The organism is Salegentibacter salarius (assembly GCF_900168265.1).
GTDB classification, from domain to species: domain Bacteria; phylum Bacteroidota; class Bacteroidia; order Flavobacteriales; family Flavobacteriaceae; genus Salegentibacter; species Salegentibacter salarius.
This window is the reverse complement of the sequence record NZ_FVZF01000006.1, coordinates 49,039-74,881: the sequence shown is the minus strand read 5'-3', so window position 1 is coordinate 74,881 and position 25,843 is coordinate 49,039. Positions and strand designations below refer to the sequence as shown.

General features: G+C 34.5%; 22 protein-coding genes. All 22 read right to left on the bottom strand.

Annotated elements, in window-relative coordinates; genetic code table 11:
* Positions 1-47: 47 nt before the first annotated feature.
* Positions 48-1,442 (bottom strand): exopolysaccharide biosynthesis polyprenyl glycosylphosphotransferase, encoded by a 1,395-nt coding sequence (locus B5440_RS05280; protein ID WP_070055049.1) that lies wholly within the window; start codon positions 1,440-1,442, stop codon positions 48-50.
* A gap of 384 nt (positions 1,443-1,826) precedes the next feature.
* Positions 1,827-2,837, bottom strand: coding sequence for a glycosyltransferase family 4 protein (locus B5440_RS05275; protein ID WP_070055050.1), 1,011 nt, complete (start codon positions 2,835-2,837; stop codon positions 1,827-1,829).
* Positions 2,834-3,769, bottom strand: a complete 936-nt coding sequence (locus tag B5440_RS05270) for a glycosyltransferase family 4 protein (RefSeq protein WP_232756035.1) — start codon at positions 3,767-3,769, stop codon at positions 2,834-2,836. Before B5440_RS05270 ends, B5440_RS05275 begins: the two co-directional genes overlap by 4 nt.
* 37 nt (positions 3,770-3,806) lie before the next feature.
* Positions 3,807-4,997 carry an O-antigen ligase family protein gene (locus tag B5440_RS05265; protein WP_232756036.1) on the bottom strand — a complete coding sequence of 397 codons (1,191 nt, stop codon included), beginning with the start codon at positions 4,995-4,997 and terminating at the stop codon, positions 3,807-3,809.
* 275 nt (positions 4,998-5,272) lie between these two features.
* Positions 5,273-7,678 (bottom strand): glycosyltransferase family 4 protein, encoded by a 2,406-nt coding sequence (locus B5440_RS05260; protein WP_070055053.1) that lies wholly within the window; start codon positions 7,676-7,678, stop codon positions 5,273-5,275.
* An 81-nt stretch (positions 7,679-7,759) separates the two neighbouring features.
* The gene (locus B5440_RS05255) at positions 7,760-8,755 is read right to left on the bottom strand and encodes a glucosamine inositolphosphorylceramide transferase family protein (protein WP_141728141.1); all 996 of its coding nucleotides are present in this window, start codon (positions 8,753-8,755) and stop codon (positions 7,760-7,762) included.
* Positions 8,752-9,765, bottom strand: coding sequence for a glycosyltransferase family 2 protein (locus tag B5440_RS05250; protein WP_070055055.1), 1,014 nt, complete (start codon positions 9,763-9,765; stop codon positions 8,752-8,754). The genes B5440_RS05255 and B5440_RS05250 overlap by 4 nt, the downstream gene beginning before the upstream one ends.
* Before the next feature lie 65 nt (positions 9,766-9,830).
* Entirely contained in the window at positions 9,831-11,381 is a 1,551-nt protein-coding gene (locus B5440_RS05245) for a glycosyltransferase family 2 protein (protein WP_070055056.1), read from the bottom strand.
* A complete protein-coding gene (locus tag B5440_RS05240) occupies positions 11,378-12,526 on the bottom strand; it encodes a glycosyltransferase family 4 protein (protein WP_070055057.1) in 1,149 nt (382 codons plus the stop codon). The genes B5440_RS05245 and B5440_RS05240 overlap by 4 nt, the downstream gene beginning before the upstream one ends.
* On the bottom strand, positions 12,517-13,593 hold the full coding sequence (locus B5440_RS05235; RefSeq protein WP_232756037.1) for a glycosyltransferase family 4 protein: 1,077 nt from the start codon (positions 13,591-13,593) through the stop codon (positions 12,517-12,519). Before B5440_RS05235 ends, B5440_RS05240 begins: the two co-directional genes overlap by 10 nt.
* Positions 13,590-15,005 (bottom strand): glycosyltransferase family protein, encoded by a 1,416-nt coding sequence (locus B5440_RS05230; RefSeq protein WP_070055059.1) that lies wholly within the window; start codon positions 15,003-15,005, stop codon positions 13,590-13,592. The genes B5440_RS05235 and B5440_RS05230 overlap by 4 nt, the downstream gene beginning before the upstream one ends.
* Complete coding sequence (gene neuC / locus B5440_RS05225) at positions 15,002-16,129, bottom strand: UDP-N-acetylglucosamine 2-epimerase (RefSeq protein ID WP_070055060.1); 1,128 nt, start codon at positions 16,127-16,129, stop codon at positions 15,002-15,004. The genes B5440_RS05230 and neuC overlap by 4 nt, the downstream gene beginning before the upstream one ends.
* 207 nt (positions 16,130-16,336) lie before the next feature.
* Positions 16,337-16,660: a GIY-YIG nuclease family protein gene (locus B5440_RS05220; protein WP_070055061.1), complete on the bottom strand. Its 324-nt coding sequence runs from the start codon at positions 16,658-16,660 to the stop codon at positions 16,337-16,339.
* A gap of 221 nt (positions 16,661-16,881) precedes the next feature.
* A complete protein-coding gene (locus tag B5440_RS05215; protein WP_070055062.1) occupies positions 16,882-17,940 on the bottom strand; it encodes an N-acetylneuraminate synthase family protein in 1,059 nt (352 codons plus the stop codon).
* A complete protein-coding gene (locus B5440_RS05210; protein ID WP_070055063.1) occupies positions 17,940-18,605 on the bottom strand; it encodes an acylneuraminate cytidylyltransferase family protein in 666 nt (221 codons plus the stop codon). Before B5440_RS05210 ends, B5440_RS05215 begins: the two co-directional genes overlap by 1 nt.
* A gap of 22 nt (positions 18,606-18,627) precedes the next feature.
* On the bottom strand, positions 18,628-19,518 hold the full coding sequence (locus tag B5440_RS05205) for a glycosyltransferase family 2 protein (RefSeq protein WP_070055064.1): 891 nt from the start codon (positions 19,516-19,518) through the stop codon (positions 18,628-18,630).
* A gap of 2 nt (positions 19,519-19,520) precedes the next feature.
* Entirely contained in the window at positions 19,521-20,777 is a 1,257-nt protein-coding gene (locus tag B5440_RS05200) for a glycosyltransferase family protein (protein WP_070055065.1), read from the bottom strand.
* Positions 20,778-20,854: 77 nt separating this feature from the next.
* On the bottom strand, positions 20,855-21,976 hold the full coding sequence (wecB, locus tag B5440_RS05195; protein WP_317039384.1) for a non-hydrolyzing UDP-N-acetylglucosamine 2-epimerase: 1,122 nt from the start codon (positions 21,974-21,976) through the stop codon (positions 20,855-20,857).
* A 52-nt stretch (positions 21,977-22,028) separates the two neighbouring features.
* Complete coding sequence (locus B5440_RS05190) at positions 22,029-23,009, bottom strand: glycosyltransferase family A protein (protein ID WP_070055067.1); 981 nt, start codon at positions 23,007-23,009, stop codon at positions 22,029-22,031.
* A complete protein-coding gene (locus tag B5440_RS05185) occupies positions 23,006-23,866 on the bottom strand; it encodes an FkbM family methyltransferase (RefSeq protein ID WP_070055068.1) in 861 nt (286 codons plus the stop codon). Before B5440_RS05185 ends, B5440_RS05190 begins: the two co-directional genes overlap by 4 nt.
* A 9-nt stretch (positions 23,867-23,875) precedes the next feature.
* The gene (locus tag B5440_RS05180; protein WP_070055069.1) at positions 23,876-24,838 is read right to left on the bottom strand and encodes a glycosyltransferase family 2 protein; all 963 of its coding nucleotides are present in this window, start codon (positions 24,836-24,838) and stop codon (positions 23,876-23,878) included.
* A complete protein-coding gene (locus tag B5440_RS05175; protein ID WP_070055070.1) occupies positions 24,825-25,841 on the bottom strand; it encodes a glycosyltransferase family 2 protein in 1,017 nt (338 codons plus the stop codon). The genes B5440_RS05180 and B5440_RS05175 overlap by 14 nt, the downstream gene beginning before the upstream one ends.
* Positions 25,842-25,843: the final 2 nt, after the last annotated feature.

Here is a 25,843-nt window from a genome sequence, read left to right as displayed (position 1 = left end):
AAATTTTCGATAGGCCTTAAAAAAACTGCAGTACATTAACTTTAAGATCACTGTCCACGGAAGAAAATTATGGTACTTAGGGTTTTGAGTATAATATTGAGATCTAAAAAAATGCCCCGGTGTTTTATGTAATAAAGATCGTATTGCAGTTTTACAAGACTATCGGCCTGGCCATTTCCATAATCGGCTTTTACCTGCGCCCAACCTGTTAGCCCGGGTTTTATGACGTGTCGGGTTTCATAAAAAGGAATCGCTTGAGACAATTCCTCGACAAAAACAGGTCTTTCAGGTCTTGGTCCTATCAAACTCATCTCCCCTTTTAAAACATTATAAAACTGCGGAATTTCATCAATCCTGGATCTTCTTAGGAACTTCCCGAAACGAGTAGTTCGTAAATCATTCTTTTCAGCATATTGCGGTCCGTTTAACTCGGCATCTTTTACCATTGTTCTCAATTTCAAAATCCTGAAAACCTCACCATATTTACCAATTCTTTCCTGCCGATAAAAAAGCGAACCACGGTTACCTAACAAGTTTGCCAATAATAATATGGGAAGTATTAAAATAAAAAACGCCAATCCCACCAAAGCGATAATAACATCAAATATTCTAAAGAAAACCTGGTAGAATTTATTCTGATTACTTCGGCTAAAAGGAAAATATCTATAGAAATCTTTATCAACGTGCTGAACCGGAATTCTTTGCGTTACTTCCTCATAAACCTGTGTATAATCTTTAATAGGAAAGCCTGCTTTCAGCAAATAACTCAGTTGATTGTACAAAGACAACATTAAACCCTTTTTATATCCGCTGGCTACCACAATTTCGTTGATATGATGCTCTTTTATGGCTTCTCTGATATCTTTGATCTCAAATCTTATTAATTTATCTTCATCGATTTCTGACTGTATTCGGTCTTCCGTCTTAATATAACCGACAACCACATAATTGGGATCTGATTTTTGAAGATCGGAGCTTATAAGATTAATATCAAAAGAATTCCCCACTACCAGCACACGTTTATAAAATCGTGGAGAAGAAATTAAAGTGATGTAGATAAAGCGCCATAACAGCAGAGGAATTAAAATAGCCAGAAAAAAAAAGAGAATTTGCAGCCTATTTTCAGGAAGGCTAGGCGTTAAAAGAGGAGTAAGCATATAGAATAGCACAGTCGCTCCCGCACTCAATATGGAATTTTGTAATACACTATCAAATTTTGAAGCTTTTTGCAGATCGTAAAGTTCAAAAATACTTGCAAAAAGATTAAAATAAAGGAGTAAAACCAGCGTCCAATACCAGTTTTGAGAATCAACCTGAAAGTAATCGAATTCAAAGATAATTCCTATGAGGCTAAGGCTGGTTAGAATACACAGAGAGTCTAATAAACGCAGTAAAACCTTGCGCTCAGAGATTTCAAAATGTACAAGGGGTCGTTGAGACATGAATTACCTGCTTACGGGATAAAGATAGAATTTTTTTGATTTCTGCAACTTTTAATATTGGAAAATGAAACAAGGTTTAAGAAACAAAAGGCGGGACTAAAAAAGAGGAGTAGCTTTTAGAGATGACCCTGAAAAAGATAATGCATTCGTCATTCTGAATTTATTTCAGAATCTAAGTTGTTAAATATTAGAACTCAAAAGTAAGTTCGAGATAACTTAATAGAAGCAGATTTTAAAAAACTCAGGTCACGAATACACCAATATTTCAAGACCTTTTACCGAAACAACGAACCCCTCCGCCTTTTACGCTTCCGCGCAAAAGCCACCTCCCCTTAAAAAAAGAGGAGGAGCACTAAATTCTAGTGCTCCAACAAAGCGCGATATTCATCTTAAAACTTTTTTCCACTCTTCTTTCACTATTTCCCAATCAAATTTTTGTGATTGGTGACGAGCATTTTGACTTAAGTTCTCCGTGAGTTCTGTATTTTGAAGCAACTTTTTAATAGCGTCCAGCATTGCTTTTTTATCATTAGGTGAAACCAATAAACCTGTTCCCTGATCCTGAAGCAAATAAGGAATCCCACCAACATTTGTAGAAATAATGGGTAGGCCCAAAGCCATTGCTTCAATTAAACTTACCGGGGTGTTATCAACATTAGTAGTATTTAGAAAAATATCATATTCTTTTGAAAGATCAGTCCATTCCTGCTTAGCTAGTTTTCCGGGAAACTTTACCGGCAACTTATTACTTTCAGCATAATTTAAACATTCTTTATAAGATTCATCCTTTTCTGGTCCCACCATACAAAGTTCAGCTTCGGGATATTCTTTTAATAATTCTTCCAGGACCTTAATCGCCAACATAGGATTATAAATTTCAGCAAAGGCACGTACCCAAAATAATTTAGGTTTTATAACTTTTCTGATCTTAAATGAATAATCTTTGAGAAAGATGGAATTCGGTATATAGATAATATTCACAAATCCTGCTTGCTGAAATACTTTAAAAAGATAACGCGAAGGCGCTATATTCAGTTTTGCTTTTTTAAATAAAGAAGCTGATAATTTGGGATTACTTTTTAATCGCCCAGGGAGATCTCCTCCGTGAAGCAGAAGAATATAATCCAGCTCTAACTTACTGCAAAGTTCTGCCGTAAGTACAGCATACCAGAAATTTCGGGTGCTATAGGTATCTATAAGCACAACATCTGCCCAGGATTTATTTCTAATTATAGAAGTCATCATCTCAGATAACCTCAGCAACTGATTTTCTTTCGCAGATGAAGTTTTTACCTCGAAACCTTCTTTCTTTAATAATGGAGTTAATCGATCTATGGATGTGGGAGCACCACCTCGAGGCTCCAGTTCATTGCCGATATAAAGCAGATTTTTCATGAGTTTAAAACCCCATTCCAATCGGCTTTTACTTTTTCCCAGGCAAAAGCTTCCACTTTTTGGCGGGCATTTTTAGTAATTAATTGTGCTTCTTCAGGCTTCTTAATCAGTTTGTCAATTTCTGAAGCCATAGCTTTAGCATTATTAACCGGTACCAACACTCCATCTGTATTATTTTCAATAAGCATTGGCATCCCACCTACATTGGTAGAAACTACCGCTAATCCAAGGCTCATTGCCTCAATAACGCTAATGGGTGTATTATCTATATTAGTAGTATTGATAAAGAAATCGTAGTTTTTAGAAAGTTTAGCCCAGTCTTTTTTCTTCAACTTCCCGGTGAATTTCAGGTTGAGTTGGTGTTTGGCCGCGAATTTTTTACAGGTTCTCATAGTCCCGTCTTTATCGGGCCCAACCATACATAATTCAGCATTGGGATAATCTTTTTTCAGCAACAATAAAACCTCTAGAGCCATCACCGGATTGTATCGTTTTTGAAATCGTCTTACCCATAATAATTTAGGAGCAAAATTTTCTCGCTTTTTAAACGGATAATTCTCCATTTGAATCGCATTGGGAATAATCCTGGTATTATTAAAACCTTCAGCTTTAAAAATATCGTATAAAAATTTAGAAGGCGCTATATTGATTTTCGCTTTTCCAAAGAGACTCTTACTATATTTTTTGGAAGCGTGTAAGCGTTCTGGAAGGTTTCCACCGTGTAGAATTGGTATATATTCTAAATTGTAAGCCTGGCAGGTTTTAGCCACCAGATAGGCGTAGTAAAAGTTCATAGCCCCATAAGTATCGATCAGCACAACATCGGTAGTTTTATGATAGCGAACAATGAGTCCAAGCATTTCGATTAAACGCAGGCCTTTGTTGCTTCGGGTAGAAGCTGTTTTCACCTTATAACCTTCTTTCCGCAACATTTTGCTAAAAAAAGATATATAGGTTGCCGTAAAGCTGTTAATCTGTAAGTCGTTTCCTATGTACAGGATGCTTTTTGTCATCTACTATATATAATAAGGCCAATCCATAAACGAAACCCGGTAAGGCAATTCGCATCGCCGAATGATTAATGGTCAAAAACCAAAATGCTAAGAACGCCAAAAAATAATAATTGTTCTTAAACTTTGTCCAGAAAATTATAGGAACTAAGATAAGAATTAGAATAGCAACCAGCCCCAAAAGTCCATGTTCTGATAATAATCTGCTAACTTCATTATGGGAAGCAGTAGCAGTTCCGGTCATTTCGCTGCGCATTCCTTTCCCTTTTCCAACGCCGATACCAATTACGGGATTATAATAAAACCCCTGTAGCTCGGTAATAATAAGTTCTGCTCTTCCTGTGGTGATATCATCTTCAAGTCTTCCAGCTGCGTCTCTATTGGTATATCTATTAACAATAAGACCTTCAGTTTTAATGGCTGTAAACATCCATATAATAATGCCTATAACCCCAAACAGCCCCATTTTAAAAACAATCTTACTCTGCTCTTTACTATCCTGTTTATAAAAATAGACGGCAATAAAAGCTAAAATACAAATAACGGCAGTTAAGACTCCTCCCCTGGAGAAAGTAATAATTGCACGATAACTCATTAACGCCAATAATCCAATATCTATAAAGTTGATAGTTTTATTCTTTATCAGAAAAAATCTGGTGAATAGGATTATTGCTCCCATTCCCATCACCGTAGAAATTTGATTAGGCCCATAGCCACCCGAAGTCGCATAATTAGAGTTTGTTCCACTCATTAAGGCTTCCCCGATACTGGGCGTATATAAAAACAAATAGATCATATTTGCTATTAGCGGAAGTAAGAGCATTAACAAAACATAGTTAAACTGTGTTTTAGTTATCTTTTTATAATAGCAGTATAATGCTGATACTCCTAAAGTCACCGGGCCGCTAAGATTAAAAGCTACAGCTTTTCTAAAAACCACATCATAATCTAATGTAAACGAAGCGACAACCACACCAGGAAAGAGAATAAGAAGATAAAACCAATACGAAACTGTTTTTACAGAAGTCCCTTTGTAAAACATTCCAATGAGAAGAAACAAAATGACGGAATATTTACCGGTTTCATAAAAAACCATAGAACCGGTCATTCGATAAAAAACCTCAGCTCCGGAAATATAGGCCGCAGCCATTAGGGCTTCATTATTTTTATTTTCTTTTAGAATGACATAAAATATCCAAAAGCCTAACGTACCGAATAATAAAAACTGGCCCGCCGGTCTATACATATATACGACCACTGCTATCAAAAGATGAAGCAATAGTAGTTTTAGATAGTTTATGTATTCTAGCTTTTTAATAGGTTTCCTTTTATATATAATCTCAGTATGAAATCATCGAATAAATTTTAATATTCTAGAACCTGTTTATTTACTCACTTGTTTCAATAAGATTCGCTTGAATAAACTTAAATTCTTTTGTAGAAATTAAGTAAATCTAATCTATAGGAATTTTCTCCAAATCGAGAACTTATTCTATTTTTTAGTTCTGCTCCTTTAAGGAAGCAAAGTTCATTATTTTCGGCAAAACTTAAAATTGCCTTGCTAAGTTCTTCGGAATTGTTCCTATCCACCAAAATTCCGGCGTTTCCAACTACTTCTGGAATCTGGCCCACATTTGTGCATACAACGGGCAGAGCGGCCATTCCATATTCCAATAATACCAAAGGCATACCTTCTGAACGAGAAGATAAAATTCCCAGGTTTGCCTGCTTCAGCATTTTAGAAATATTCTTTTGAATTCCATAGAAAAAGATTCTATCAGCCGCTACCGATGAAGAAATTTGTTCGAGCACAGCTTTAGAGTATGGAGTGCCAGGGTCTTCGCCTATTAAATGCAAACTAATCCTCGGGTTAGAAGACGCAGCTATTTCGAAAGCTCTCAAAAGATTATGATGATCTTTTTGTGGTCTTATATTACCAACACAAATAATCTTAAAACTGTCAATTTCTCCTTTTAATTTAGGAAATGGATTTTTTATTCCATTTTCAACAATAAAATTATTTAAATGAATCACTGACTTAGTCTTCAATGTTTTTTTTGCCCATCTTTTTAGAACTTTATTTACAGATATAATTCCATCAAAATACTTCGAAAGCGGTTTAAGAACAGTTATACTTCTAGCTTCCAGGTTTTCACTTTCGCCATAATGATCGTGCCATACGAGTTTTACTTTACTCGATAACTTTATCAAGACTCCAAAAAACCAGGAGGTTCCATGAGCATGAATAGTGTCAATTTTATGCTCACGAATATATTTTGTGAATTTTAGAATCGCTTTTGGATCGAGACTGGATTTTTTATTCAAAAACAGATACCCCACTTCAGATTTTAATTCTTCTTTTAATAAACCTTCCTGCCGTGTACAACATAAGAACGATCCATTCACGAATGACTCTAATGAATTTGCAGTATTTACTGCCATTCGTTCTGCACCACCGGGGCGTAAGCTATCTATTAATTGCAGTACTCTTAATGGTTCCCGGTTTGGGATTTGTAGATGAATGTTATCCGTTGTGGGTTGTGGGTTGTCAGTTATCAGTTGTGGGTTCTCGGTTCTCGGTTTGTTTAGTGTTTGTTGTTTGGAGTTATCGTTTGTGGGTTGCCGGTTGTTGGTTGTTGGTTGTGAGTTCTCGGTTCTTGGTTCTCGGTTGTGGATTGATGGTTGTTGGTTGTGCTTTCCTAAAATTTCCTGAATTGCCTTTTCAAATTTTTCTAAAGTATAGTACTGACTCCATTCCTGGGCGGCAATAGACATTTCATTTAATTTTTCGGGATTTTTTAAAAAATTGATTATTGTCTTCATGGCTTCTTCAGAAAAACCTGTTCTCGATACATCCCGACTCCACTCGAACTGAGGGTTTTTCTTAAATGCATCATTCAGCAAAACACCTCTCTTCTCTTTTTTCTCTTCTCTTTTTTCTAAATCCGGAATTAATACTCCACGACTCCCTTCTCCAAGCATCCACGGCACACAACTTACCGCAGTCGCAACCGGAATACAACCATACCACATCCCTTCCGCCAGGGCTTTAGGCCAGCCCTCGCTATTTGAGAGTAAAACAACAAAATGTGCTTTTTTATAAGCCTGCTTCAATTCTTCCAGACTTTTACGGCCTTTTAGTTTTACGAAACTTTGGAGTTCTTTCTTTTGAATATACGATCTTAAAGAATCTTCCAGTACTCCGTCACCATAGATATCAAGTTCTGAAATAACTCCCTTATTTTTAAGGCTTTCAATAAGGTCTATAGCCTCAAAAATCCCCTTACCTTTTACCAGGTTACCCGTGAAGATGAATTTATAGGGCTTTTTAAAATTTTTAACAAGAGATTCTCTTTCCTTTTCCGAAAAACTCGCGGTAAAAAATGGGACTATATTATCTGACTGATTCGGCCAATTCCCATAAACCAGGACTTTAATGTTCCTGCTCAACAACCTGTTACTTAAAATCCACTTTTGAAGCCTGTAAGCCCATGGCTGTTTTGCTTTGGGATCCCAGTTTCCTGCATATTTTACGGACTTGGGTTTCTTCGGAAAAAAGACCTGAAGAAGACATCCTATTAGACTAATATTGCCGGGACAGCGCAAATGAATATGATCTGCTTTCTGCATTACTTTAAATACAGAAAAAAAAATATAAGGCAACTTTATTAATGAAGTAAGAACCTTTCCAATTCCTGTAAAACTTATAGCTGAAACCTTAAAAAAATAAATGCTATTAATATTGTAGGCTTCTTCATTATTCACTGGTTTTGTAATATTTGCAGGCGCAAGTATCAAAACCTCATTTACCTGCTGAAACCATATATTCATCTCTCTAATATATGGTGTATAGCTGTAGTATCTATTCTTTTGTATTGAATGAGGAATATATGTAATTACAGCGAAACGCATTTATTGAAAAAGATTATAAAGATCTATAAAATTAAATTTTAAAGTTCTTTTATATTGAAAAGCCTTTTCTCCATCTGTATTTCTATCCCCGTCGTATACCATATAATATCCCTTTTCGTTTGACTGCACATCCAGGTGATGCATCCCCCGATTAAACCAGAGAATTTCTGGTTGTGGACCCAGATACATTTTATGGGCTAAAGTTAACTCTAATTGTCCAGAATTGTTCTTCAGTTTATGTATTGAAATACCGGTCCCATATCCCAGCGTTCTGTTTTGAACCGGCAAATACCATTCTTCATCTACTTTAAAAAATCGACCTCCGGGTCTACTCTCATTACCCCATCTTGATTTGTAATTCGGATGTTCTCTCCATTTTCCATCTAAAGAATCAGCGGTGAAGAAAAGTTGTTCGAGATTATCGTTTACTCCAACAATGAGATTTAGCTCATCACTCAATAAAATTGAAGGATCTTTTATGGAAGTATCTTTAAGCAATGTATCTGAAATTTCCCATTCCATAGGAAATCTTTTAGCTTTATATAATAAAACATTACCGGAGCCTTTTGCTTCCGGAAGCATATAATATTCATGCTTATATTTAAAGACTTGCGGATAAGAAAGATGAAAATCTTCATCCAGAACTATTCCCCGGTATTGATAATTATTTCCATCCTTTGAGGAGAACAAAGCAATATTGGCATTCCCTCTTCCCTTTAACTCGGTAAACAGATAAAATTTTGAACTATCCTGAATAAAAAAAGGATCAGCTATATAATCAATATCTTCAGGTATTAAAGCATCGATTTCTTTGTAACTAAAAATGTTATTTTCGTCCAATTTTGGTGCGGGAAACAGCTTTGGGGTTTGCATATAACCAACTGACCAATTTCCTACGGCCGGAGTTATAAATGGATATCTATAATTAAAGATCATGAGAACGATCAATCCACAACAAAATGCGATAACTGCAAACTTAATTATAGATTTTCTCATTTATCACTTTTCGGTTTATTCCAGAGCAAACTCCACCATCCTGCTACTCGCCCGAGACTCTCTGTAAAAGCCTTTTTTCTTTGTGAAGTGGTCAGTATTTGTGAAGTGGTCAGTACATTACTGAATCGAACTAAAGTTAATAAAAAAGCTGTAGCGTGCCATTTTATCTTCGACTTTAAACCCGGTGAAGGATATTTTACCCGCCATACATACCAACCATTCCTTATTACCATTTTGCCGTATTTAAACTGATTGGGACGACCAGATTCATTGTGATGATGATAAAGTTGTGCTGCAGTATTAACGTATAGCTGACCTAATTTTGAAGCTCTCAGGCAAAAATCCATATCTTCATAAAGGCCATAGCCTTCAAAGTAAGATGAAAATTTAATTTTATTAAAAAGATCTTTTCGGTAGGAAGCAACACCACCCATAAAACTTTCTACTTTATAGCTTTTCCCGGTAGGTGGTAGAAATCCAATGGCATAGCCATTAGAAAATTTGGGCATATATCCCGGTGGAACATCTGGCTGTAAGCCTAGCTTCTTTCTAAGCAGGTGCCTGCTTCCCAATTTTCTTGTAAATCCGTCATATTCAAATTCATTAAATTTTATAACCTCCTTATCTTTTATCCATTCTACTTCATTTTTAATATATCCCCCAACCCCAAGGGCATCAGGAAATTTTCGGTAAGTATCTAAAAGATTTTGGAAATATGTTGGAGTAATCACAATATCATCATCCAGAAAACAAACAATTTCCGAAGAAGTGACTACTCTTTCTATACCGAAATTTCGCTGCTTTGTGAGTCCCCGATTATCTTCTTCCACCTTGAAGTATTCCAGGTTTTTAATAGAATATCCTTGAAGTTCCTTTTGCGTCTCATCATTCTTAGAACCATCTATAATAAGAATTTGATTCGGAAAAAGTGTTTGTTTGGATACTGATTTAAGTAATGTTAACAAAGGCCCCGGCCTCTGGTAGGTGCAAACGATTAAGGTGAATTTCATTCAGAAATTTTAAGACTAACAAAAATGAAGCCTAAGCAAATATATAAAATCTGTTACTGATACTTTTAAGACTTCACTATAGGGTTTTTAGAATGCTGATTTAATATCTTGACCGCCCAATCCTCACTTAACCTCCATCTTTTTTGCACTATTTTAATATATTTAACCGGATTCTTTTCTTTCTGCCGAGAGTAAAATTTCAGATATAAGGAAAGCTGATAACCTTTTAACTGTTTCCGAGTATAATATTTTATAGCATAAGCCATTAAAGTTGGAGAAGGCTTAGGTAATAATTCACTATTTTCCCAGGGCAAATTAAGTTTTTTTCTGAAACCTCCGCTAGGCGCCTTTAAATGTAAAGTCTGAATTTGTGGATGATAAATAATGTCACAACCCTTATTACGTAATTGCATTCCAAAATCAGCATCTTCACCAAAACCAAATTCAAATACCTCAGAGAACCGGCATTGTCGGGCGTAAAAACTTTTTACTATACTAGTTCCCGCCCCAAAGCTGCCCCATTGTTTTATTTTCTCAAAAACGGTTTCTTCGTCCGGTTGTTTACAATTTAAGTTAATGGCCTGAATTTGATAGTGGGATGCCTCTTTTACTACATTTTGCAATAAGTCTGGCTGAAATCTTATATCATCATCGGCAAAAAATACCCAATTAGATTTTACTTGATCCAGCGCAATATTTCTGGCATTACATGCCCCCAACTGATGGGTGAAATGGTGAACAATCTCAAAAGGCCAGGTTTCAGATTTTAAATAGTCTAATTCTGACTCCGAGTTCACCTCAGGATTTTGCTCCACAATTATGACCCTGGTAGGTAGTAATTTTTGATTTTTCAAATCTATTAAAACATTCTTTAAATATTTTGGCCTGCCTAAGGTTGGGATAATAACGTCAATGCTTTCATTAATGATCCACTCCGCCTTTTTCTCTAATTCAGGAAACTCAACTTGAAACTGAAAAAAGGATTTTTTAAATAGACTGGTAAGAAAAGACCAAATCGGGAATTTTTTTTCATATCGAATAAAGCAAAATAATAATATAAGTAATCTTACTTTTTTGTAATGTTGAGCAACAAAAGAAAAGAGATCTTTTGTCTCTGTTTTAACCAAACTCAATTTCCTGTTGCTTTTTTTCAACAAAGCCGGATGGCTATAGCAAAATAGGGTGTTTTGCTGCCCTATCTTGGCGATACTATTAATTAAAACACCAAAATCACTTATCTCTTTCAAAGGAGATTTTAATCTTAGAGCAGTTTCCCCATAAACACCTCCAATAGCCACACTCATCCTCCAGGTAGGATATTTCACGTTTTTACTGGGATTAACAAAAGGAAGCTGATCTACATAACCAATAGTATCAGGAATAAAGTATTCCTTAACCGGATAGGAGGCCATAACTAATGAGTGTTGAAATACCTCATCAATAGATTCGGTATTGATCTCTATACCTTCTTCCTGCCATAAAATTAGATCTTTTGGATATTTTTCGCATACCTCCCAAAATGCTTTTACCAGTGATTCAGAAAATCCGGTCTGTGGGTTATCATTCCTAATAACCTGCACTTGCTTTTTTGCGTTTATATGAGAAATAATAATCAATTCGAATCCGGTTTTAATACAGAATTATAGAACTTAATATTCTGATCCACCACTACCTCAGTAGAAAATTTCTTTTTCACTCTATCTCTAGCTGCCTTACCCATTTCAGCCGCCTCACAAGGATTATCTAACAAGTAAAGGATTTTTTCGGCATAAGCTTTATGATCTTTGGGATTTTCAGTAAATCCAGTTACCCCGTTAAGCATTACTTCTTTTGCCCAACCAATGTTTGAGGTAACCAGTGGCTTTTCCATTGCCATGGCTTCCAGCCAGGTCATTGGTAAAGCCTCTGCAAAACTGGGCAGAACGATTACAGCTGCTCGGGAAATATGTTCTTTTATCTCTGAATAACTTACTTCGGGAAAATATTTAACCTGGTTTGCAGCTTGAACACTTAATCTTTCTTGAAACAATTCCAGGGTAGATTTGTCTTCAAAAATATCTACCACATCTTTACCAATAAGAAATAATTCTGCTTCCGAATTTCCATAAATTACTTCATTAAAAATTTCGGTAAGTTCCAGCACCCCCTTTTTCCTTATAAGGGTCCCAAAATACAAAACCCTGTTTTTAACCGCTACTTCTTCAGCTCCTGAGAACTTATTTGCCTCAATACTATTTGGAATAACTTCTATATCCTCTTTTAACTTAAATATTTCCCTGGTTTTCTCTGCAGTGAAACGACTTACCGAAACAAGAACATCTGCCGATCTTAATGCTGAATTTTCAAAAAAGCGATTTTTAAATTTCTGTTTCCTACTTTCCAAAGCACAGAAATAAGCATCAGATCCATTCATTCGAATAATCAAGGGACATTGAAACTTCATAAAAGCAGTAATCCCTGTCCAGTCTGGCGCTTCTATAAGATCAATTTTATTTTTAGTTATCGCACTATTTAGATAGGCCTGTAAATATTTCCTATAAAGATACCATCCAAAAAACTTATATTTTATCTGTTCAATAAAATGGAAATCAATATTGTTCTCTTTAAACCTGAGTGATGTTTTTTGCCCATAGACGAATACACTTACTTTTATATTTTCTGCCACAAGAGAAGATGCCAGGTTTTTAATACTTGTGCCGAGTCCGCCCGATGATGTAGATTTAGGGTGTGGATATTCAGGGGTAAGAAATCCTATGTGCATGGCAACAATTTTATATGTTCTTCTACCATTCTTTCCAGTGAAAATTGTTCTTTAATTAACAGGTTTACTTTCTTATCAATTTTATATTGCTTCTGTAAAACCTTGTCTATAATAGAAGATAAGGTTTGTATATGGCCAGCTTTAAAAATAAATCCATTTTCTCCTTCTTTGATGATCTCTGGATTTCCGCCAACCGGAGTAGTAATTACCGGGACATTTGCGGCAAGACTTTCTAAAATAGATAGACTAAAGCATTCCATATAAGTAGGTTGTAATAAAAAGGAATATTCTTGCAACAGATTAGGCAATTCAGAAGAACTTCCTTTAAAAGTGATTTGATTTTCCAGGTCATATAACTCTACTTTGCGTTCTAACTCCATTTGCATTGGGCCTTCTCCGTATATATCTATCTTAAGGTAGACTTTATTTTCTTCGGGCAACAAATTCACAGCCTCAATGAGATCCTGGATCCCTTTTGATTCTCTCAAATGAGAAGCCACGATCATCTTTCCAAAATTTTCGGATTTTCTTTCTTCATATAAAGAAGTTTTTATTCCGTTATAAACAAGTAGCGTCTTCCTTCTTAAATGGCTGCCGTAATCTTCTAAAATACAACTAACCGTATATTTCGATACTCCTACGAAACAATCAATATACTTAGAGTATAAAACTCCCTTTATCTTATTTCTCAATTTCTTTTTAATTGGAAGTCCGTTAAGCGGTCTTGGATTATGATCTACCGCAATTATATAAGCTTCCCGTTCATTTTTTAACTTCTGAAAAAATGGTGTACATAAAGCAACGAAATGAGTAATTACAATATCATACCGCATTAAATCCTTTGAATATTCAAGAAATTGCTTTTCTGCGGCAATTCCTTCAGAAACAAAAACCTTTAAATTTTTATAAAAAGAATGAACCTCGCTGTTACTAAAAAACCAATCTACTTCATAACCTTTTTCTTTACAAGCCTGGTCGTAGGCTATAAAGAAGCGGTCCATTCCACCTATCCTCTCTGGTTTTAGTTCATAGTTGCAAATTACCGCTATGTGCTTTGAACTTTTCAAGCTTTTGAAAGTTGTTTTAGTGAAGCTGCAATCCCTGCACTAGTTCCCTTAAGAGGTTTACCTATTTGCAATCGCAACAAAGATTTACGTTTCGGGGAATGCAAGCCTGGTTTTTCTAAATATGTTTTTATTCCTGCTATTAATTCCTTTTTATTTTTGGCTATTATAACCGCAGCGCTTTCAACCACTTTTTTATAGTGGGCATATTTTAAAAAGCGCTGATCGTTATAAAGTCCGTTATTTTCATTACCAAAAACCGGATTTATTACCGGTTTATCGAAAACCATAAAATCCAGGCTCATTGTAGAACACATATTAATACCGAGATCTGAAAATTCTAAAATCATCCTAAGGTCTTTAAGATCTTTGGTTGAGGGAATTCGTTGCGACCAGGTTTCAGAATGATCACTTCTGCTTTGGGTCCAGGCGGGATAATTCCACTTTATAAAAGGATATTTTTCCCGTAAATAAGTAAATCTTTCAGGTTCCTCTGCCGGGGAGGTTCTTACAAGAAAATTAAGATTTCCCTCAATTTCATTTTTTATTAAAGCCTCGGCTATGGTTTCAATATATAACGGATCGTTTGCACTGGTTGAGACATCTCCACAACTAAAGCAAATAGTCTTCAATTCAGAATCCAGGTCAAACCGATTATGGAATTCATTTTTAGTACTACTGTACTCTGGCATCACATAAGGTTCAAACTGTGGAGTTCCCACCACTTGAACCTGTTTATCTGAAATTCTACCATAAAACTGAAGTAGTTCATCTTTCATCAACCCACTCCATACCAAATAATGGTTAAAATTTCCCGCCATTCTTCCTTTAGAAGCAAGATTATCCCAACTAAAAATAAAGCTACAAGTTTTAATTTTTTCTTTTTCCGCAGCGTATAAAAGTGGAGCGATATAAGGAGGTCTTTGATGAGTAAAAAAAAGAAGACCAGGTTTATACTGACTTAGAAGTTTTCTATAATTTTTAGTTGAAGAATGATTTGCAAAACTTTTTTGTTGAAGTTTATTGTATAAACCTATCCAATTTTCAGAATTAAAATGTTTCGCCCACTTAAAAATTCCGCGGGTTACCTTGCCTCGTCTACTATTTGAATTTGAATACGTAGTCTTTAAGTTATCCTGAATCCCGAAATTTTCTGGCTTGTTAAGCTGTAAATGTGCGTTTTCTTTTAATTTTCGAAAAAACCAGGTTTGCCCCGGTTCAATAAAATCATATAATTCTTTAATTATACAATTTTGAGTTTGAAATTTCTCATAAACCGAAATTGGAAGACCCGAAAAAATAACTATTTGAGTAAATTCTTTTTGTACTTCCTTTAGAAAACCACTCAATATAAAATTACGAAAACCTACTCCATCGGTAATCACCAATCCTAATGTCTTATTATTTTGTTTCAAGGCAGGTCTTTAAATTGTTTTTGCTGATTCAACATCCAAATATCAGGCTTCTCAAGGCAACTTAAAAATAATTCAGTGCTATTCCCATCACCGAATTTGGAAGGTTCCGCTTTTAACTTATTCTTCTGAATATTTTTTAAGGATTCTAAAATACTATTTTCATCATATCCCACATTTACTATATGTGATTCCCGTGCTCTATTTTGCTGACGTGTTCCTATATTTATAATTGCTTTATTGTAATAAGGAGCTTCTCTAATCCCCGCGCTACTATTACCTATAATAAATTGCGCTTCTTTCAATAGGCTCAAAAAATATTCAAACCGCAAGGACGGGATTACCCTGAAGCGTTTATTTCCCTTCAATTTCATATATTCTTTAAGAATAAAAGAACTGCCCCAGTCATTATTTGGATAGATTACCACGTAATTGTGATCATCCTTAAGTAAAGCCTGCACAAAATTTTGGGCATATTCTTTCATATCTTCAGCCTCGGTAGTAACCGGATGAAACATAGCCACCGCGAACTCCTCAAAAGGTATTTCATAATATTCTTTTACCTCGGATAAAACGGGAAGATCTTTTGAAAACATTAAATCTATATCAGGTGAACCAATCACAAAGATCGATTTATCAATTTCCCCCATTTGTTCCAGTCTTCTAGCTGCTTCAATATTAGACACAAAATGGATATGACTTAGTTTGCTAACACTATGCCTAATCAATTCATCTACCGTCCCTGAGATTTCCCCTCCTTCTATATGCGCTACCAGGATATTGTTTAGTGAACCCACAATGGCACCGGCCAGGGTTTCAACCCTATCGCCGTGTACCACAATAAGATCTGGATTTACTTTTTTTATATATTCAGATAAACCTTCTATAGTTTTAGCCAGAGTAAGATCCATCGTGGTTTCGTGGGTATGATTCCCGAAAGTATGCACATTAGAAAAATTACAACGTTCTATTTCCAGTAAGGTGTAGCCATATTCCCATTGCAGATGCATTCCGGTAACGAATACAAAAACTTCAAAATTAGAATGCTGTTCAAGACTTTGAATCAGACTTTTAATTTTTCCAAAATCAGCACGAGTCCCTGTGAGAAAGAGTATTTTTTTATTCATAGTTAAAATTTATCCTAATTCAATTATAGTAGTTTTAAAAGCAACCACCAAGTCAGTCTGAGCCTGTCGAAGAACCTTTAAAACCCCTCAGCTCTTTTTAAATTAAATATTCAACAGATCGAACTTAAACAAAACAAAATCTCAACTCCTAACCACACTTCGACAAGCTCAGTGTGACGGTTTCGATGCATCAGCTAAAAGCTACCGTCAGTCTGAGCTTGTCGAAGAACCATCCTTCCCATATTCCGTATAATTTCTCGAATATTTAACCAATTTATCCCAATCCTGCTCAATCAATGCAAGTTTCTTCCTCCGACTCCATCCTTTAATCTGTTTTTCTACTAAAAAAGCTGAAAAGGAATCATTAAATTCTTGAACCCATTTTAGACTCACCGGCCTTCTACTATAGGTATAAGCTTTAGGATGTAAGCCGGCATTATGCTCATCTATTCGCTTTTGAAGCCTGGAGGTAACCCCCGTATAAAAAGAATCATCACTACACTCAACTATATAAACATAAAACTTTTTCATATCCAAAATAATATGATTCCGTACTCAATGAAACACCGCTGTAGTCTGAGTTACCCCGTCAGTCTGAGCTTATCGAAGACCTATTTAACACCTTCAATTTTCTTTAAAATCCCTCGATTTAGAATTAGAATACCATAAAATAAAAATTCCAACTTAACAAACACACTTCGACAGGCTCAGTGTGACGACCTCAATGCAACCGCTACGTGACATCGTCAGTCTTAGCTTGTCGAAGACCCATTTACAATATCTTCCCGTTTTACCTGAACATTAGATTTAATGTCATGTTTCGCCTTTTTACCTAGCACCTTACTATACTGTTCAGCTGAGATTCCTCCTTTGCCGGGTCGTTTAACCCATATATTTTCTTTAGAAAAATATTCTCCTTTTTTTACAGGTGCAATAGTACAAACACTGGCGAAAGCAAAATCGATAGTGACCTGCTCTTCTTTAGCTGCTTTTTTTTCACCACCTCGCATCAGCGCAATCTCTGTGGCATCTTTAAGAAGTGCCCCACAGGCCTTTTCATCCATACTGCAATTAATATCAGGGCCCGTTCTGTTCATATGGTCGGTAAAATGTCTTTCAAGGATGGATGCTCCTAAAGCTACTGCTCCAAGGCAGGCATTGTTATTTAAAGTATGATCTGAAAGTCCCACAACTTTTTCCGGAAATGCTTCTTTTAGTTGCTGAAACGCTCCAAATCTCACTAAATGAGCAGGAGTAGGATAAAGATTGGTGGTATGTAGTAAAGCTACCGGCACTTTTTTATCATCAAATATCCGAACGGCTTTTTCTATACTTTTTAAACTATTCATCCCTGTACTTAAAATTACAGGTTTTCCAAAACCAGCAATATGCTCAAGTAATGGATAGTTATTGCATTCCCCACTACCTATTTTATATGCCGGTACATTAAAATTTTCAAGTCTATTGGCTGCAGCCCTGGAAAATGGAGTGGAAATAAAAATCATGCCTTTATTTTCCACATAGTTTTTTAGTGCCAGCTCATCTTTTTCGTTTAAAGAACAACGTTCCATAATTTCATAAATAGAAATATCGGCGTTCCCCGGTATTACTTTTTTTGCCTCACTGCTCATCTCATCTTCAACAATATGAGTTTGATGCTTTATCATTTCCACACCTGCTCTCTGGGCAGCATCTACCATTTCTTTAGCTACTTGAAGTGAGCCTTCGTGATTAATACCTATTTCGGCAATTACAAGAGGCGGATAATCAAGTCCTATTTTACGGCCGGCTATTTCTAAAAATGGATTCATTAATTCTCTGTTCTGTTTAGTAAGAATTCTGCATATTCAAAATCTTCTTTTTCATCTATATCAACTTTGGAAAATAGATGATCTACAATAAACGGAAAGTTATTTTCTCCTAATAATTTATCCTGTCTTATTAAAGAGGCTTTTATGATATAAAGCAAACCATTTTCAAAATAGAGCGGTTCTAGATCCTGACTTCTCTGTCCCATCTTATAATTAAAAGGAACAAATTGGTTGTTTCTAATTCTCCCAAATTTCTGATAGCTTCTGCTTACCGTCATAAGACTTTCGTATTTACCCTTGGAAAACTCCTTAAAAGCATTTTCCAATAGATTTTCCGGTCTTAATGGGTTAGTAGGCTGTAATAAAAATATATTTTCTACATCCTCTTTTGTATTCGCTAATACGTGTTGTAAAGCGGAAAGTGTAGTAGCCTCATCCCCTGCAATTTCCGCAGGACGATCAATTACTTCAACTCCTTCAGAAAGTGCTATAGCTTTTATATCAGTATCATCAGTAGAGACTATAATTTTATCAATAATACTCCCGTGCTGTTTTGCATATTTTATACTATGCACAATCAATGGCACTCTGCCCAATAACTTTTTGTTTTTCCCCGGTAATCTTTTAGAACCGGAACGAGCCGGGATTATCGCTATAGTTTTCATTTTTTAAGATGATAAAATCCGTTTAATATTCTGGGTTTCTAAGACCATTAAATTTAACTATAACAGACCTACCTACTGGTTTTCTATTTTTGAGTATTTGCGGAAGATTCCAAATCAATTCAATTAAAGAGAATAAATATTTTTTAAAAAATTGTAAATCTTTCAAGGCATACTTCCGAAAATTCAAAACGTATAATCTTAGAACTTTTTTCAATAATAGTGGAAAAGGATAATAAACCAGGTAGAAAGAAGCTGTATTTTTTAATTGTTTCCCAAACCTGAAGTAATTGGCTCCATTAATATTCTTTTTCTGCTTTTGAGTACGGTGATTTACCACAATTTGATGTGTAAATAAAATATCATAACCTAATTCCAGTGTTTCTAATGCTACACAAACTTCTTCGCCGTAAATATCAATCCACACTGGAAAACCTCGTGTTTTATTATAAACTTCACTTCTAATAGCAAAACCGCAACCTAAAAAATCTTTGACAAGATAATCCACTTTCTTTTGCTTTAAAGAATCAGGAATATCATCATCTGTCGCAAAAATGCCTCTTATCTCTTTAAATGCTATAATTCCAACTTTCGTATTATTGGTGAAAATTTCATTTGAAATCCTGATAAAATCTTTATGCAATGGATGAGCATCGTCATCAAGTCCAAATAATATCTTGCCCTTTGCCTTTTTATAAAGAATATTTCTCGCCCTGGATGCCCCCAAAGTTTCAGGGGAAATCTCCCACTTTACAAATGGGAAAAGTTTAATTAGCTTTTCAGACTCATCTATACATCCATCCAAAAAAACTAAGATTTCTTGATCCTTCAAATTTAAATAATCGTGCAGGATTTTTAAGGTCTTCTGAAGTTCTGAAAATCTATCTTTAGAAACAATTAATACAGAAGCCTCCATTCTTAAATTATTTTATCTATTTGAATCTTTAGATTTTCAGCAGATAAGTGAAGCTGGATATCATTCCTACCTAAGGCCATAGTTTCCAGATTATCCTTCCACTTGAAATATAGTTCTTCAATTCTTTTTGTAATTCCATTTATATCATCTGCTTCAGCACAAAGTTCGTAATCTGGACCCAACAATCTTCTCACTTCGCTTTTCTCAGGTCCCAGATGTAGAATAGGCTTATTAGCTTCTATACAATGCGGGAATTTTCCCGGTAAAAAAGGACTTTGCTCAGCAATTGATTCCAAAATTATATTTACAACAGTCTCCTTTTGTAATTTAAGCACAAGATCGTAAGGCACGTAGCCTTTGCTAATAAATAATTCTTGAATTTCCTTCTCCGTTTTAATCAATCGGGATAAATGATGAGAAGCACTTCCTACTAATAATAAACGAGCGTCTTTTCTGGCCTGTGGATTTCCTTCCAAGAATTTTCGAAACCCATCAATTAGTGGAAAAGGATCTCTTTGTTTCATTAAATTTCCAGCGTGCAAAAGATTAAATTTTTCAGGATCAAACCACGAAGGTAAAGTTACAGTAAGATCATTTTCATTATTTAACTGATGCGGTATAATCATTCTTTTCCCTTTAAAAACCGGAAAATGATCTTCCATCCATGTGGCTAAATGTAAAGAAGGATATCCTGCCCATTGACACTTATCTGCTACTTCCTTAAAAAATTCAATTTTCTTTTGATAACCCGGCTCGCTCCAGTTATAAGGTTCCGGATAATAATGAAAAGGATAAGGATCGTGAATATATGCAAACCACATATCATGTAATTCAGGAATTGCTAATAAAGCATGGTGAGGCCTAAAGCTAGCCCCTTTACTTAAAGTTATCACTAGGTCAGGTTGAAAGTTTTTATCTTTTCTTAGAGCTTCTGTTATACTTTTGCTATCATTAAAAAAAGTAAAAGAGAATCCAAACCGCGGTTCTAAATATTTTGCCAGGTTCCAATTAAAAGTATGCTGAAGTTTTCGTTGTAACCGGCTTAAATAAAAAAGCAAACTTTTCCTATTTTCTTTAATGGCCCTACAGGGAATAGACCCCAGACTTATTACTTTCCTGGTATAATGATAAACCAATACCTCAAATCCTGAACTTTTTAAGTTTTTAATCAGTGCTACGTTAGCTTTAGAACCACTACTATCTTCTACATCTATAGATTCGGCGACTACTAAAATTTTTTTTAAGGAAGATGGTTTCAACTAGTGTAAAAATTTGGGATAAAGATATGTATTTGCCGAGACCGCAACAAGCCAAATAGACCATACCATAATTATTATCATTCATTAGAAGAACTTCTTGCCAGACTCGCCAGAAATGCTACTATTCTTTGAGCAGCCTTTCCATCTCCATAAGGATTTTTCTTTCCTTCAAAATTTGGTGGTTGACCAATAATTTGGTTTGCTTCTTTTAAGATTTTGGTTTTACTAGTTCCTGTTAAAAAAGAAAATCCTGCCTCTACCCCTTCCATTCTCTCTGAGACATTTCTTGTTACTATAACCGGCTTTCCAAATGCAGGAGCTTCCTCCTGAATACCACCCGAATCGGAAATTATAAATATTGATTTCTTCATTAACCATAGTAGAGATGGATAAGAAACAGGAGCGATAAGATGAATATTAGGTTTATCTTTTAAGGTTTTCTCTACTGTGGATGTTACTTTTGGATTAAGATGCATTGGAAATACCAACTCAATATCAGTATTCTGGGATAGTTCTAATAGTGCTTCACAAATTTCTTCCAAGCCCTTCCCGAAGTTCTCCCTGCGATGGCCTGTAATAAGAATTAATTTCTTTTTGGGATCAAGGCAGGTCTGAATGTTATGAATTTCCTGAGGCAAACCTATTCTTTCTATTTTCACACCTGCCCACTCCAAAGCATCTACAACACTATTCCCCGTAAGTATAATTTGTTCTAACGGAACCTGTTCACTTAACAAATTATTTTTTGCATTAATCGTAGGAACAAAATGAAAATCGGCTATTTTCCCTATAATTTGACGGTTTATCTCTTCGGGAAAGGGGGAACTTTTATTATAAGTGCGTAAACCTGCTTCCACATGTCCTATTTTTATCTGCCTATGAAAGGCAACCTGGGAAATCATAGAAGCTGTGGTCGTATCTCCGTGCACAAGCAACAGATCTGGTTGCTCCAATTCCAATACTTGATCGAATTTATTAAAAATAGCTGCACTTAAACTATTTAAAGATTGCCCAGCCTTCATAAGATTGAGATCATAATCAGGCTGAATTTCAAAAAAATCCAGTACCTGATCCAGCATTTCGCGATGTTGTGCGGTAACACAAACTTTAAAAGAAATATTTCTTCTCTTGCACTCATGAATAATAGGAGCCATTTTTATGGCTTCGGGACGGGTACCAAAACAAAGGAGGAGTTTCAAAATGATTTACTAAAAGAAGTTTTCAAAATAGGATAAGAATTAATTTTTTGGATTAAAGTTTCCAGAACTTTTTTAATACTCTGAAAAAATATTTTTTTATTGAATAGGGCACTTTAGATTTTTGAGGAGTATCAATTTCAGCAAATATATTTTTATCTAATTTACGTATTCCTTCAAAGGTCATGTTTTCAGAAATATTATCCACCCTATTGCCAAGATGATATGCAAATGATTTTGAAGTAGACAAACGATACCAACCGAATTTGTCTGTGGGTTCGTCAAGATAAAGATCTTCGAAGCCATTTTTAAATTTCCAAACTGGGAAAGGAAGATTTGCCTTAAACACTTCCTTTCTATAAGTTGCCACAAAATGTCCTGCTCCCAGTACGGCATTTACTTTCTTCTTTAAAAAATACTGTTTTTCCTTCCAGGAGTAAGTGCGATTATTTCTTTTTAATAAGGCAGTATTACCCATACCCTTTAAAAATAACTCACAGTCCTTATCAGAAACAACCTTTTCATATCTGATTTTATTTGATAGAAAATTATCAAAAAAAACAGAATTATTTTTATTAAACGCCAAATTTTGTAATGGAAGTGGCGAAACTACCCCACTTTTCGGAAAAGTCTTATAAATATCGAAAACCGCACTTTCCCAGCCTTCGAAAAACAGAACATCTGCATCAGCAATAGTAATAAATGATTCATAAGATCCTCTGGCCTCTGCGAATACCGTATATACCTTTCCTCGATTTTCCGAATAAGAAATCAGCTTATCAATTAAACCTAAGTTAAGGCAAGATGTCAAGAATTCTGTAACTATAGGTGAAGATGCATTATTAATAATAGTTATTGCTGTTGTTTCGTAATTAATTGTTTTAGAAAGGGACGTAAGACAGGTCTTAACGACTTCAAAACTTCCTTTATAATATTCTTCTTGGCTATTAGGAATAAATATTGGTACAATTATTCGATGAAATTTCTGAACATTTCTTTCATCCTTAAATTTTTCCGGATTAACCCCTTCTCTCATACTAGAAATTCATTAAAAATTCTTTTGGATTCATTTTCTTTCAGAAATAAATAATCTCCCGAAGAAGAATATTCTGTCACAGAATGAATTCCATTTTCAGTAACTTTATAGCAAACATCAAAGTTTTCGAATTTTAATCGATCGTAAATTTGTCGACAACCTTGCAGTGTATTTATTTCTTCAAGTAATTCAATTATTATAACTATTTCATCTACCGGTTTTAGAAATTTTACTGCACCATCTAATACTTCCATTTCAAATCCTTCGACATCAATTTTTATCAACAACGAGTTAACTGGTAAAATGAGATTTTTGAAGGAGTCTAGCCTTTCAATGGAAATTGGCATTTGAGTGTTTTCAGATCCAAAATTTCTTTTTAAGGAATGTTTTCCTTTATTATTAGCACCATTAATATTAAGAATTTTTGATCCAATTTCATCTCTCAGTCCAAGATTAAAAGTGGTTACATTATTAGCAAAAGAATTAAGCCTAATGTTTTCAGTGAAGCGATTATAATTAGAGGGTTCTGGTTCAAAAGAATAAATTTTGATATCAGGATTGGCTTTAGAAGCCATAAGGGAATGAATTCCAATGTTTGCTCCTATATCAATAAAAGAATACGACCTGCGTGCTAAATATTGAATAATTGCTATAATATTAGTTTCATTGTATTCTTTGAAAATTAGAAGGAATTCAATAGAGGAAGCAGTCCTAACCTTGAATCGGACGTTCTTATACTTAATTTCAACGTCTTTCCCTTCTAAATACTGCTTTATGATTTTCCGAATTTTGTAGCTTTTAGTGCTATCATATACTTTAAGTAACAAACACAATGAAAGTTTATTAATTTTATGCATAAATCGTTATTAAAATTTTATTCTGAACAGTAAAAATTTCATTACTCGCAAATAAAAATTATGCACAAAAATTAGTAATTCATATTTATATTTTTCTATAACTGGCAATTTTCCTTCCTTCTTGAGGTAACATTTAATATCGATTATGGATTCCCTGTTATTATACTGAAAAAGAAAATGGTTTAGAAAATAAGTAATATTTACATCAGTAAGCAAATCATTTTTCTTTAAAAAATTCCATAATTTTTGTATTATTATTATTTGAGTTCCTATCTTCTCAGGTTGTGTTTCAGTCTTTCCAGTTATTGAATTATTATGACTACGATAATAAAATAAACATTTATTAATAGACACAAATTCCGGCTGATATTTAAAAAATATCCTATTGAACAACTCCCATTCTTCTCCATATCTGAGTTCTTCGTCAAAAATTTCTGATTTAAACAATTTTAATTTAAATAGGGGGCCTGCAGAATTGATTCTAATTCTAGAGAATAAAAAATCATTGGCAAGATTATTTGAATTTATAGGTATATCTGAAATCATACTATTAAAATCAATCTCTTTACGATCTGAAAAACCTAAATATTGGCAAACAGTAAAACCCAAGGAAGAATTATCCTGAAAAGGTAATATTTGAATTTCTATTTTTTCTGGATGCATTATATCATCGTCATCAAAAAACTGGACATACTCTGCTCCTCGCTCCTTGGCAAGATCTAAACTACAATTTCTAGTTCCGGAAAGACCCTTTTTATATTTTTCAGTTTTTAAATAGTAAGAAAATCTTGAATCTTTTTTTTCATAATCCCGAACAACTTCCCTCGTATTATCTTCAGAATGATCATCTACGATTATACATTCCCAATTCTTATAGGTTTGGGCAACTATAGAATCTAAAGTCTCTTCTATTAAATGAGCCCGGTTATGAGCAGCGAGAAGTATAGTAACTTTATAATTAGTTGTAATCAACGTATTTCTTTAAAATTTTTAGACTAGTCTTTTTACTATAATGTGGATCAAAAAGAATTCCGGGCCTTCTGAATAAAAGCCAGGCTATGTATTTCTTATCTAAAGGATTATTTAATATGACATGTCTTAAAAGCATATCCATTTTTTGAAAAATTTTTCCTTTATCATTTGCATTAACTCTTGCTTGAAATTTCCCCAAATCATTTTTAATCGTACTAAAATTATTTTTAAAAAACTCCATATCCCAGCTTTCAAACCCCCTACTCATATATAAGAATCTTATTGTAGATTCTGACCAGCCTAAGATATTAGAAATTTTTTCGTAAACGATCTTATGCTTATTCCCAAAAATCCTCTTTATTTCTGGATCTTCATCAACAATAGAGGTTAGGTTATTTCTATGTATTCGATATAAATATAACGACTCCCTTATATGATGAAGTTTAAATTTAATTGAAGCTCGTAGCCAGAAATCATAATCTTCTAAAGTATATAAATCTTCATCAAAACCGCTCAGGTTTTCAAAAACTTTTTTCTTGTATAAAAAACTTGCACCTATAGTATTTCCAAAAAGCAACCCACTAACAGGGCCTAATTCCTGGGTTCGCCTATATCTCCCGTCTTCTTCAATAATATCATAATCCGAAAAAACTAAATCAGCCTTATTTTTAATCATATTATCCAATAATACTTCCAACATATTACCCTTCAATATATTGTCATCTGAAGTCCAAGTTAAGTATTTTCCGGTGGCAGAATGATGCCCAATATTAAGACTTGCAGGAAGTTTTTTATTAGTGCTATTGGATATGATTTTTATTCTTTGATCGAAATTTGCGTAGTATGTTGCAATTTTCAGACTATTATCACTTGAACAATCATCAACAATTATCAACTCAAAATTTTTCCAAGTTTGTTTCAAACAGCTTTCAATAGCTTCTTCTAAAAAAGTTTCTCCATTAAATACAGGTAGAATTACAGAGATATTTGGAATACAATCCATTA